Here is a 12,688-nt window from a genome sequence, read left to right on the forward strand (position 1 = left end):
AAATTACAGGTAACGGTTAGTATATGAAAAGTAGGCGATTTCGAAGCACGAAACTTTCGGTTAAACACAAAGTTTGATACGAGCCCAAATACTTGAACATATTACTGTTTCGCCTATTTTTTATATACATTGTTGTGCGTTCGGCTTTTCGTTATGGTTTTCAATGAAATTCAGATTATTTTTGATTTGCAATCTTCAATTCTATCATAGATTTTTCAATAAAACTATCTTTATTATCTAAAATACTCAATACATATTTAATTTTGGGTGTCTTCATTCTATCGTGTTTCAAACCCCATAAGATTAACTCTACAACTGTTGGTAAAAAGTCAATCCCTTTTTCAGTTAATGAATAATACCACTTTGCTTTGCTATGTAAATCCTGCTGTTTTTTAATAATATTATAATTAACCAACATTTCTAGTCGATTTGCTAGAATGTTAGTCGAAATTCCTTCGTCTGAATTCAAGAATTCATTATAAAAATTCTTTCCGTTGAACATCATGTCCCTAAGTATTATTAAAGACCATTTATCTCCGATGATATCCAAGCTATGACTTATTGGGCAATTTGACCTTTTCTTGTTTTTCATTTTGTAAATATACAAAACAACTTGCAATTCACAAGTTCTTTTGTATATTTGCACTTGCATAATGCAAGTTAAATTTATAATAAACAAGAAAATGAAAAAATTATTAGTCGGTATTTTATTTGGTTTTCAAATAATTACAAATGCCCAAAGTGGCAAGATATTCCCAAAACCTAACGAGGTTAAACAACTATTTAGTGATGGGGTTTTTACAGAAGCAGTAGCGGTATCCCCTGAAGGTAATGTTTATTTCAGCGATATGACAATTCCTGAATTTTCCAACAATCAAGCTGGACATTTATATTATTACAGTCCAAGTAAAGATTCTATTGTTCTATTTCGTTCTCCAAGTGGCTTTACTAATGGAATGGCATTTGGTAAGAATGGGGATTTGTATACAGTTCAAAACAATGTTGCAAATAGTCCAAGAGATGTTCAGAGGACTGATATGAAAACTGGAAAAGCTTACATCGTTACAAATTCATTTGAAGGTAAAGATTTTAATAGTCCAAACGATATTGTTATTGATAAAAGCGGAAGAATTTATTTTACGGATGTTAGGTATATGGATTATGGAACAATTGAAATTCCATTTTTTGGTGTTTATATGATTGACTTGGATGGAAAAGTTTCTACTGTTATTAAAAATCTTTCCGCACCAAATGGTATTACGATTTCTCCTGACCAAAAATATCTTTACGTAGCCGAACACCCGTATACTAGTTTGGATAACCTACATAGTCCTGGAGAATTTGGGCATATGAAAATAGTTAGGTACGCTCTTGATAAAAATGGAATACCTGTTTTTGATAAAATATTTGTGGACTACGGTTTTAAAGAAGGTGCAGATGGAATTAAAGTAGATAGTAATGGAAATGTTTATGCCGCAGTTAGGGATGAAAATAGAAAGGGTATTTATGTTTATTCGCCAGATGGTACTGAAATTGATTATTTACCAACACCTGAAAAACCTGCTAATTTGGCATTTGGTAAAGGCAATTATAAAAACACTTTATATATAGCTGCTGGAAAAAGTTTGTATAGTGTTAACACTGCAAGTCAAGGCAATTATTAATAACCATTTAGGGCATAAGTTTTTATGCCCTTTTTTTGCTTTTAAGTATTTCGTTATTGGTCATTAAAGCAGTGAGTTTTTTCGGTTGACGCACAACGTTTTGTATAAGAATAGTAGCGAATTTAAAAACGTCAACTTTTCGTATTAATCCAGATACTAAATATAAAAAAGCGGATTGGATTAAACACCCAAACCGCTATTATTTTTATACGTTGTTGGCAATAGTTTATTTTCTTATAAAAATATCTTTCGACAATTAGTTTTGAATAAACTGGATAAGATTGTTATTCAGGTCTTGAATCCAGAAATAGGCAACACCCAAATCTTCATTTCTCATAATTTCGCCAGTAGCGACAATTCCCTTTGATTCTAATTCCTGCAAAGCTAGGTCAACATTGGGCACTTTAAACGTAAACTGAGTAATACCTTGGGCTTTGTAGTGATATGGAGGAAGTTCTATCTTTTCCTTGGGTTTACTACTTTGATTTTTTACCAACTCAATCATAAAGTTGTTTTTAGACAACAAAACCAAATGATTGCCCTGTTCTTCTGTTAAATCGTATTCTGCAATTTTTTCAAAACCTAATATATTTTGATACCAATTTATTGTAGGCTCTAGCTCTGAAACGCTCATTACAACCGCGAAGGGTGAAATATTTCCTAATGAAGACGCTCGTCCATCACTATCACTAAAGCGATGCCAATAGGTCAAGGTAGATTCACCATCTAGTACTTTGGAAATATCATTATAAAACACTTGCATATAATCCTGTTTGGTATGTTGGATTTCTGCCTCTTTATTAACGAAGGTTTCCATAAACATGAATTCTCTAGAATTTTCTGGATTTTGAAACATCAATACCTCTATGTTACCATCCTCATTATTTACATGTGCGACTAAATCATTTACAATTCTCTTGGCTTCTTCTTCTTTGGCCTCTTTTGTAGTAAATTTGATTTTAAAACTTACTTCTTTCGATTTGTCATAATCAGTATTCATTCCTTTGCCATAGGTATAGCTATAAAGTTTCCAGTATTCTGTATTTGCTGTTCCTTCTTGAACATAACTACCAAGACGTTGGTAAAAGGCAGCCATGTAAGGATATTGCGTATGCTTCTTTTCTAATTCTCTGCTGCCAAATGTTTCATAGAACGTAAACTCATGTTCATTTTCAGGGTTTTGGTACATCTTTACATGTACATTTCCTGGTTCATTCGTAACTTGTTTACTTAAGCCCAATACATCCTGTTTGGCCACATCTGCTTTACCTGTTTGAGCTGTAAATGTTACATGAATTGTTATTGCCTCTTTTGGCAGTGGTTTTTTGATAAGTGCTTGTGCATTTGATGCTTGTGTTGTCATAATTAAAAGTATTAAAATTGTTGTTTTTATTATTATTGTTTTACTCATTACTGAATATTTGTTTTGGTATTCGTGAATCTTCGATTTCATGATTGTTGTGTTTAGAAAGTGAATATTTTTGAAGGGTCTCCCGTAATCCATCTTGGATTAATTTTTATGGCGTTGAATTTCCATCCTTTATCGGTTTCTATAAATTCGTCTTCATAATAGGCATTGACATCGAGTGTGTACTCCTTGTCATCATGGTCAACAATGTGCCTTGCAAGTACATTCACTTCAGCTTTTGCAGATTTATCCTGAATATCGATTAGCATATTCGTTACAAAGTGTTCTGTTTTAAGTCCATTGGTAGAAAAAGAGTGCTGCATCATTGCTGTGTAGTCTTGATTAGTCATCTCTGCCTGCGGAATTCCGAAATTAGAATAATCAATATCCAGCTTATCGTTCAAAAGCGACTGAAATAAATTCCAGTCTTGATTGTCCAACGCCTTGGCGAATTTGTAGCGAAGCTCTTGGATTTCATTTAGGTCTGATAATTCTTTTAATGTTTTCATTTTTATGTTTTTTTTAGATTATAATTTGTATTTCTTGTACAAAGGTGATAAGTTTGCTTCGTACTAATAAAAAGTTTAGTACATACAATTTAGTAAGTACCTTTCATGAAAAAAGAAAACTCTAGTTTTAGTGAAAACCAAAAAGAAATGGCAGAGTGTGGTCTGTCCTTTGCTGTTGAATTATTGAGAGGTCGTTGGAAAATAAATGTCCTTTGGGGCATCCATTTGGGCGCAAACAGATTTGGTCTTTTGAAAAGAGCCCTACCGATGATTTCGGAAAAAATGCTTACCCAGCAACTTAAAAGTCTTGAGGAAGATGGTCTTTTAATACGTGAAGATTTTAAAACCGTACCTCCGCACGTAGAGTATCATTTAACTGAATTTGGCAAAAAACTTGCTCCAACTTTACAAACACTTTGTAATTGGGGTGATGAATTACGCGAATCAAAAAAAACGGCATTAGAGGTGTAACGGAATTATTGCCAACAATATTATAATTGCAATTGCTACTATTTATCCATTGTAAAAACGTTTACAACCGTATAATAAACGTATAATTCTACGGCTACTACTTCTTTTTCTTTTATTAAAGAAACATAAAATTCCTAGTTTAAAAAAAAACTCTATAAAAAACGGTTAGATATTGATCAAAAAGGGATGTTAGATATTAGTAATAAAATCCATTAATATATGATTAGTGGATATTTCTAGTTTTTTTACAAAGAATTTAATTTTCACAAAAAAATTAGGGTTTCTAAGTGTTTATTTGGTTTTAAATCAAATTAAAAACCTTTAAAATTAATTAATGAAAGAATTTGATAATACATTGTTAAGGAACCAAATAAGTGCCTTTCCACTCACCAAGTTCTTTTTTGAATATTACTCGGGTATGAATTGGTCTTTTAAGACGCAAATACTCTATCCGGATAGGAGTGATCTTGATCGCAGAGAAAAAATGTTTTCCTTCTAAATAATCGACATCTTCAGGGTTTTTTATTTCTTTCCCTGGAGATAATTCTGTGGTATAATCCTTTTTGGATTTTTCAGGAATTTGTTCCCATATTTTATGTATGACTTGGTGATCTGTGATAATTTCTGCTTTGGCTCTTATAGAGATTTGTAAAAGCCTTTGTTGATCAAGAAACAAAAGACTTACCCGATTGTTAGCCTGGATATTTGAGATTTTTTTTGACCGCTCATCGGTATATACCATCATATTCAGGTCATCATCAACATTTCTAAGCACTACTGTTCTTAATCTTGGGATATTATTAAAGTCAGAAGTAGCTAATGTAAAATATCTGAACGGGTGATCAGAATTTTCTGCTGCATTTTTAAGATCTACGGCAATAGAGGAGAAGATAATATCTTTCATTGGATTGGGTAATTGTTGTCTTTATAAAGTTAATTAATTTATAGGTTGTACATAAAAAAGGCATCCATTTTTTTTGGATGCCTTTTTTATGACTAATTCAAAAAAATAATCATAAGCTTTGCAAGACCTTATTCTGATTTTTGTTAGTTTTTGTGGACAAGGAGTTTCTAGCTTCTATAAATGAATCTAATGACAAGGATAGATATCCCACGGGAGTTGTTGTATTGTCACTACCTCGATACCACTGGCCATTTATTATTGCTTCGGTCTCATTATGGGTTACATCAACTTCGACCGTAATAAAACTTGTGTCATTATATGTATATACTGAGGTTATAGTATTACCAATACGTGTCCAGTTACCTTCTGTGGTAGGAGTACCATCTAGTCCACCATCATAGGCAGTCATCATAAAATCGTCTTCGAAAACCATAGCAAAATTAGCGGAAACAACGGTAGAGTTTGGATCACTGTTGTACGCTCCTATGAAAGTCCCTTCGAATTTATTTTCAATGGTGATAACTGTCGTGCTAGAACCTTGAGAGTTGGTTGCAATAAGCTCTACATTGTTCATCCCTAATGGCAATGCTTTAGACCAGTTAATCACTCCAGATGAAGCATCTAATGTTATACCGGGAATGTTATTGCCTAAACGCAAAGTGCCTAGATCCCCATTCCATAGTATTGTTGGAATCTCTGTACTTCCTTCTTCAAAAAAATCGGAATCATAATTTGTTGTTTTAAAAGTTACTGATGGTGTTGCAATAGAAAGGCCATCATCAGTGCTACAAGCAAAGGTTAAAGCGATGAAAAATACTACAACGAATAGCCCTAAATTCTTTTTTAATGTTTTCATAATGAAAAAAATGTTTTGTGGTTTATTAATGTGTGAAGTTTTGTGTGACCTGCCCGATATGACCCCCAATCATAGCCGGACAGAACACCACAAAACGGAAATTATCATTTTTAATGACTATACAAACCTAAAACATTGATTATCAAAAATATAAAAATGGTAGTGGACAAGAGGTGGACGCTTTAAAAAAAGGAAGGGGACAAATGGTGGACACTTGTCTAGGTCTTTGTTTTACAGGCCTAAGACCAGGTCTTGTAAAGATTTATCTGTAGTGATTTCTAGCTTTTTGCGAAGGCGATATCTTGCTTTTTTGATACCTTCAGAAGAAATATTAAGAATATTGGCAATCTCTTTTGAGGATAAATTCATTTTTAATAATGCCATTAGACGAAGCTCATTTGAGGTAACGTCAGGAAATTTCTTCTTTACGTTGATATTAAAATCTTTATGTACCTGCTCAAAGTATTTTCTGAAATTTTCCCAATTATTATCATCTTGAAGGTCGAAGTTAATGGTTTGTATTAATTGTTGATATCCGTTTTGACCGTTTTCTGATGTTTGAAGCGTTTTGGCTTTTTGTTTAAGGCTCTCAAGCACCTCATTCTTTTTAGCCAGATGTAGGGCATGGGTGGTGAGTTCTTTCTTTTTAAAAGCTAATTCTGCATCTACTTTTTCTTTTTCTAGTCTAGAACGTTTTATCTTTTGGCGTAAGCCATAAAAACCTAAACCAAAAATGATGATAGAGATTATTAAACCATAACCTAATACGATTCGTTGTAGTTTATCTGTTTTTGCTTTTTGTTCCAGCAACTCGATTTCATTTTGCTGCAATACTATTTCTTGTTCTTTTTTTTCAGTTTCATAAATGGTCTGTAGTTCTCGAACCCGTTTTTCGTTCTCTTTATTGTATATAGAGTCATTTAATGTTTGATAATTTTTGTAAAACTGTAGTGCCTGTGTGTTTTTCCCGAAGTCTTCTGCTATAGCAGCCAGAGTAAGATAACTATCTCGTTCTGCTTCAATATTTCCTATTTTCTGCGCAATATTAAGTGACGTATTAGCATGAAGATTTGCAGCATTTAATTCATTCAGCTTTTGATAAGATTTTGCAAGATGATTATGAGTCAAAGCTTTAGGCTTCTCATCTCCTTCTGTTGAGAAATTATTTAAAGCGAGACGCAACTGGGTAATCGATTTTTCGTATTGTCTAAGATCATAATAAGTTTTACCTAAACGGGATTGCACCAAAGCCATTCCTTTTTTGTTGGATAATAACTTACGGTATTCCAAAGCTTTATTAAAATATGCTATGGCTTTATCATATTCCTTTAGATTACTATAAGAATCAGCCATATTCGTTAATGCACTGGCCAACTGAAGTTTATTTCCATCTTTTTCGGCAAAGGGGAGTGCCATTTTTGAGTATTCCAAAGCCTTTTCATAATCACCTTGTTTTCTGGCAATACTACTCATTCTAAAATATCCACGTCTTATACCGGGTTCATTGTTCATGTTTTCATAGAATTGAAGAGCTTTGAAGACAAATGAACTGGCTTTTTGATAATCCCCCATTTTTAGATACACTAATCCTATATTGTCTATTGAAGAAACCATGGATACAGTGTCTTTCATTTCTTCAAAAATTACTTTAGCCTTCCTGTAACTTTGTATGGCATCATGATATTTGTCCTGGATCATTTGTATAACCCCAATTTGATTTAGTGCTGAAGCTTGCCCCCATTTATGATCTACTTTTTGATTAAGCGTCAAAGCTTTTTCGAAGGAAATCCTGGCAGAATCATATTCTTTTTGGTAATAGTAAACTATCCCAAGACAATTATGAGTACCTGCCATTCCTCTGGGGCTTTCTATGTCTTTTGTAATAGTAAGTGCTTTATTGATGTAAGATTTTGCTTGTTTTGGATCGACTGATGCATATAGTAGGCCTAAATCATTAAATGCTTTAACCCGTGTGGTGTCGTGGCTTTGTTCTTCTTTAATAACCTGAAGTAGGCTGTCAATTTTCTGTTGGTTTTGTGCGGTTGAAGAATAAAAGCAAAAACAGCCTAGTATCAATAGTATATTTACGAGAGGTTTCATTTAGATGACCGTGATTGAATATCCTAAAATACTAAAATATTTGATAACCTATTTAAATACAATGGCTTATATTGGACAGTAGGGTGTAATCATCTTAAATTCCATACCTGGTTTTGTAACCATGGTACACTGGTTTTTAATATTTCTGAATATTCACAGGCTTTGATATGTGTTTTGCCTTCAGCTTCTACAAAGGTAATATTGCATCCAAGAGCTTTGGCCTCTGCAATGCGCTTACGGGCCTTTTTTATGGGAAAAAATTTGTCCTCAGTTCCTTGAATCACATAAATGGGAATGTCTAACTTTTCTTCAACTTTGCAATTAGAACCCATTAATATCATAGCCGAAAAAATATCAGGATAATCTTTGGCATATTCCCATCCGGCGAGTGATCCATTGCTATAACCTACCAAAACAATTTTTTCAGGATCAATAGGCCAATGCTTTTTAGCAAGGTCAATAAAATCCAGAATTCTTTTTTCGAGATAATCCAAAGTCCAGGTTCTCCAGGCTCCAGAAGGGCTGAAGATAAAACCCTTAGAGTTTTTTAATCCCGGGACTACAAGGCAATCACTAAATTTTGTATAGTTTTTACTTCCTACACCCCCGTGGAGGACAATAAACAGAGGCGCTTTTTCACCTGCTTTAATTTCAGGAATGGTAAGATCATATTTCCATTCAGATTCCTTGTCTTCGACCTTGATTTTACTGATTATATTCCCAGGAGTTAATGGAATAGAAGTAAAAGAAGCCTCATTAATACTACTTTTATATCCCTCGGAGCCTCTGGTGTCTAATCCGCTTTTGCATGAATAACACAAAAATAATAGCGCGAAAAATAGAAAGAAACCTTTTAACAGTGTGGCTTTCATAGCTTTTTTTGAATAAATATACTAATAACTTGAACCATTCTTTAATAGTTAGTCGTTCAGTTTGTAAAATAATTAAAAACAAGTTGAAAATTATCTGTATTAGGATTTCAGGGTTATCAATTTAATTTTATTTTTGCCTATGCAAAACAACAAGGTACTTATTCTAGACTTCGGGTCACAGGTAACACAACTTATTGGGCGTCGCGTTAGAGAGCTTAATATATATTCAGAAATACATCCGTACAACAAACCACCTAAGGATATTGACAGTTATAAAGCTGTAATATTATCGGGTAGCCCGCTATCTGTTAGAGGCGATAATGTGGCTCATCCTGATCTTAAAGAGATACGTGGTAAAAAACCACTACTTGGTATTTGTTATGGTGCACAATACCTCGCTCATTTTGGAGGAGGGCAAGTTGCAGAATCGAATACACGAGAGTATGGGCGTGCAAACTTGTCTTATGTTAACAATAATGAATTGTTCCAGAATATTTCTGAAGGCTCACAGGTGTGGATGAGTCATAGCGATACGATAAAAGAATTACCAACTAACGGTAAGCTTTTAGCAAGTACACATGATGTGGAAAATGCTGCGTTTAAAATTGATGGTGAAGAAACATATGCTATTCAATTTCATCCGGAAGTGTATCATTCCAAAGATGGAACACAACTTTTGGAGAATTTTTTAGTAAATATAGCTGGTGTTGCTCAAGATTGGACTCCAGATTCTTTTGTGGAAGAAACGGTTGCAAACTTAAAAGAACAACTAGGCAATGATAAAGTTGTGTTAGGACTTTCTGGTGGTGTAGATTCTTCAGTAGCAGCAATGTTGTTACATAAGGCTATAGGTAAAAATCTGCATTGTATTTTTGTAAATAATGGTTTACTACGTAAAAATGAATTTTCTACGGTTTTAAAACGTTATGAGGGTATGGGACTTAATGTTAAGGGGGTAGATGCTTCGGCACGTTTTTTGGAAGCCCTAGCTGGAGAAAGCGATCCGGAAAAGAAACGTAAAGCGATTGGACGAGCCTTTATTGAAGTTTTTGATGATGAAGCGCATGCTATCGAGGATGTATCATGGCTAGCGCAGGGAACAATTTATCCAGATGTAATCGAGAGTGTTTCGGTAACAGGAGGTCCAAGTGCTACGATCAAGAGTCATCATAATGTTGGAGGATTGCCGGATTATATGAAACTAAAGATTGTAGAACCATTAAAAATGCTGTTCAAAGATGAAGTACGACGGGTAGGAACATCTATGGGTATGGATAAGGAGTTACTGGGCAGGCATCCATTTCCCGGACCAGGATTAGCAATTAGGATTTTAGGAGATATTACTGCAGAAAAAGTGAGCATTCTGCAGGAGGTAGATGCTATCTTTATCAATGGATTAAAAGAAAACGGCTTATACGATAAGGTTTGGCAAGCCGGAGCAATATTATTACCGGTACAGAGTGTAGGAGTAATGGGAGATGAGAGAACGTATGAGAAATGTGTAGCACTTAGAGCCGTAGAAAGTACTGATGGTATGACTGCGGATTGGGTGAATTTACCATATGAGTTTTTACAAAAAACCTCAAATGAAATAATAAATAAGGTAAAAGGCGTTAATAGAGTAGTATACGATATTAGTTCTAAACCTCCTGCAACAATAGAGTGGGAATAACGTTTAGATAAAAAAGTTTATTTTAGGGGTTGCAAAAAAATAATAATTTAATGAAAAAGATTTTATTGCTCTTTTTATTCCTGTTTATAGCAAGTAATTTTACCTATGCACAGAAGTATAAAAGTCATACGGTTCTCAAAGGGGAAAACGTGTTTAGAATAGCTAAACGCTATAATACCACTCCAGAAGCCATTTATAAGATAAACCCTAAAGCTGAAGAAGGGATAAAAGAAGGAGAGATTCTTGCTATACCTATAACGGATAATAGTGAGTATAATACTCATGAAGTGCAGCTAGGGGATACGATATATAATCTTTCTAAAAAGTATAATACTACTGAAGAAGCACTTTATATTCTTAATCCTGAAACTATTAATGGAATCAATATAGGACAGGTATTAAGAGTTAGTAAGATTAAAAAGACTGATACATCCGATACAAATATTGATACTATAGGACAGGAGGGTAAAGATGCAGTGCTAGATAGTTTAAAGGTAGTTCCTACAGAACCTAAAATAGAACGTTTTAAAACTCATAAAGTAAAGCGTAAAGAAACATTGTTTAGCATTGCTAAAAAATATAATGTTGCTATCGACAATATAAAAAAGTATAATAAAAGACTGTATTCTGAAGAGTTGAAAAGAAAGGATAAGATTAGAATTCCTATTTATGCGGAAGGAATTGTGGCTCAGCAACCGCTAGATGCTCCAGTGACTAAAGTTTCTACAATTACTAAATATCGTATTCAGCCTAAAGATACTAAGTTTAATATTGCCAGAAGACATGGTATAACTATTCCTGCATTAGAAGAGCTTAATCCTAATTTGGACCCTTCTCTTCCTATAGGAACTGAGATTTTAGTTCCTACGTCCGTTTTTATACCATTTGGGGAGCAGAATGTAGAAGAAGGTATGGAATTGTATCAAGTTCCTCCTAAGGAGACTATTTATAATATACTTCGTGTTACTGGGATTTCTTCAGATTCTTTATTTAAAATGAATCCTTTCCTTATTAAAGAGGGCCTTAAAGAAGGTATGGTGATCAAGGTACCTAAGACAGTTGTAGATACTACTGCTTTGGTCGTTGATACTGATAAGGAGAAAATCATTGATTTAAGCAGTAAGTTGTATAACTTTAAGTCCAGAAAGATTGCAATTATGTTGCCTTTTGGTGTGGATACATTACAGATGAAGTCTAGACAAAATGCAGAAGAATACCTTAAAAACAAAACAGGTGCAAGAGTAGCATTGGATTTTTACAGAGGTATAAAGATGGCAGCAGATTCGGCCAGGGTTCAAGGGGTTACTTCAGAATTGTACACATTTGATACTAAGAAGAATAAAAACACAGATTATATAAAGAAGATTATAGCACAAAATAGTTTTGATGAAATGGATGTTGTTATCGGTCCGTTATTTCAAGCTAATGTTGAAACAGTGGTTGAGGAACTTAAGAAATATGAAACCCCCGTTTTCTCACCTATTTCTAGAAAAGAATCAAAACTGTATAGTAATTTTTTCCAGACCAGGCCAACAGATGCAATGTTGCAGGATAAATTAATCTCATTTATTGAAAAAGATTCATTAGATAAAAATATTATCATCATAGTACAGCAAGGGAAAAAGCATGAAGAAGTAAAGAAAAAATTAATTGCTAAATTTCCTGCAGCAAAATTGGCAAAAATAGAAGAAGGTAACTATCTTTATGAAGTTAATTTAAACAAGGTTCTAGCTAAGAATAAACCAAACTGGGTAATTCTTGAATCGAGTGACATAGCAATGATAAGTAATGTTACTGCTTTACTTAATGCAAAGGCAGAAAGCGATCAGATAACATTGTTTACTACGGATAAGAATAATGCCTTTGATGATGATAGTATCAAGTATGAACACTTGTCAAAATTACATTTACATTATCCGTCAATTAATAAAGAATTTGACGAAAATGAAGAGTCTTTGACTCCTTTTGTTGAGTTATATAAGAAGAAATACGGTATTGTTCCTAATAAATATACAGTTAGAGGATTTGATATCATGTATGATATTTTGATGAGATTAGGTACTGCAGATGATGTATATCATTCTGCAAGTTATAAAGGAACAACACAATATGTAGAAAATAAATTTAACTATACCAAAGATCTTTTGGGAGGTTATTATAATAAGGCGGCTTATCTTATTAAATTTGATGATGATCTAAAATTAACCGTTGTAGAGTAAATTGAGAACATCA

Annotated in this window: 11 protein-coding genes; 4 read left to right on the top strand and 7 right to left on the bottom strand. The window is 33.6% G+C overall.

The annotated features are described in order from the left end of the window. Positions 1–175: 175 nt before the first annotated feature. On the bottom strand, positions 176–592 hold the full coding sequence (locus J8M14_RS03130; RefSeq protein ID WP_211072996.1) for a helix-turn-helix domain-containing protein: 417 nt from the start codon (positions 590–592) through the stop codon (positions 176–178). Positions 593–683: 91 nt separating this feature from the next. On the opposite strand from J8M14_RS03130, the gene J8M14_RS03135 reads away from it, so the two are divergent. Next, the gene (locus J8M14_RS03135) at positions 684–1,664 is read left to right on the top strand and encodes an SMP-30/gluconolactonase/LRE family protein (protein ID WP_211072998.1); all 981 of its coding nucleotides are present in this window, start codon (positions 684–686) and stop codon (positions 1,662–1,664) included. Between the two features lie 256 nt (positions 1,665–1,920). Here the strand turns inward: J8M14_RS03135 and J8M14_RS03140 are convergent, their stop codons facing one another. Further along, positions 1,921–3,117, bottom strand: a complete 1,197-nt coding sequence (locus J8M14_RS03140; protein ID WP_211073000.1) for an antibiotic biosynthesis monooxygenase — start codon at positions 3,115–3,117, stop codon at positions 1,921–1,923. Positions 3,118–3,128: 11 nt separating this feature from the next. After that, positions 3,129–3,581, bottom strand: a complete 453-nt coding sequence (locus J8M14_RS03145; RefSeq protein WP_211073002.1) for a nuclear transport factor 2 family protein — start codon at positions 3,579–3,581, stop codon at positions 3,129–3,131. A gap of 105 nt (positions 3,582–3,686) precedes the next feature. Between J8M14_RS03145 and J8M14_RS03150 the strand changes: the two genes are divergently transcribed. Then, the gene (locus J8M14_RS03150) at positions 3,687–4,052 is read left to right on the top strand and encodes a helix-turn-helix domain-containing protein (protein ID WP_211073004.1); all 366 of its coding nucleotides are present in this window, start codon (positions 3,687–3,689) and stop codon (positions 4,050–4,052) included. Positions 4,053–4,410: 358 nt separating this feature from the next. On the opposite strand, the gene J8M14_RS03155 is transcribed toward J8M14_RS03150, so the two are convergent. The 4 genes from J8M14_RS03155 to J8M14_RS03170 form a co-directional block, all read right to left on the bottom strand. Continuing rightward, the gene (locus J8M14_RS03155; protein ID WP_211073007.1) at positions 4,411–4,956 is read right to left on the bottom strand and encodes a pyridoxamine 5'-phosphate oxidase family protein; all 546 of its coding nucleotides are present in this window, start codon (positions 4,954–4,956) and stop codon (positions 4,411–4,413) included. A 109-nt stretch (positions 4,957–5,065) separates the two neighbouring features. Next, positions 5,066–5,812, bottom strand: a complete 747-nt coding sequence (locus tag J8M14_RS03160) for a hypothetical protein (RefSeq protein WP_211073009.1) — start codon at positions 5,810–5,812, stop codon at positions 5,066–5,068. A 231-nt stretch (positions 5,813–6,043) separates the two neighbouring features. After that, complete coding sequence (locus J8M14_RS03165; protein ID WP_211073011.1) at positions 6,044–7,912, bottom strand: tetratricopeptide repeat protein; 1,869 nt, start codon at positions 7,910–7,912, stop codon at positions 6,044–6,046. A gap of 89 nt (positions 7,913–8,001) precedes the next feature. Then, positions 8,002–8,784: an alpha/beta fold hydrolase gene (locus tag J8M14_RS03170; protein ID WP_211073013.1), complete on the bottom strand. Its 783-nt coding sequence runs from the start codon at positions 8,782–8,784 to the stop codon at positions 8,002–8,004. Positions 8,785–8,923: 139 nt separating this feature from the next. Here J8M14_RS03170 and guaA point away from each other — a divergent pair, with 139 nt between their 5' ends. Both guaA and J8M14_RS03180 read left to right on the top strand, forming a co-directional pair. Continuing rightward, the gene (gene guaA, locus J8M14_RS03175) at positions 8,924–10,456 is read left to right on the top strand and encodes a glutamine-hydrolyzing GMP synthase (protein ID WP_211073015.1); all 1,533 of its coding nucleotides are present in this window, start codon (positions 8,924–8,926) and stop codon (positions 10,454–10,456) included. A 50-nt stretch (positions 10,457–10,506) separates the two neighbouring features. Further along, positions 10,507–12,675: a LysM peptidoglycan-binding domain-containing protein gene (locus J8M14_RS03180; RefSeq protein ID WP_211073017.1), complete on the top strand. Its 2,169-nt coding sequence runs from the start codon at positions 10,507–10,509 to the stop codon at positions 12,673–12,675. The last annotated feature ends 13 nt before the right edge of the window (positions 12,676–12,688 follow it).

Origin of the sequence: Aquimarina sp. MMG016 (assembly GCF_018100805.1) — a bacterium.
GTDB lineage: Bacteria > Bacteroidota > Bacteroidia > Flavobacteriales > Flavobacteriaceae > Aquimarina.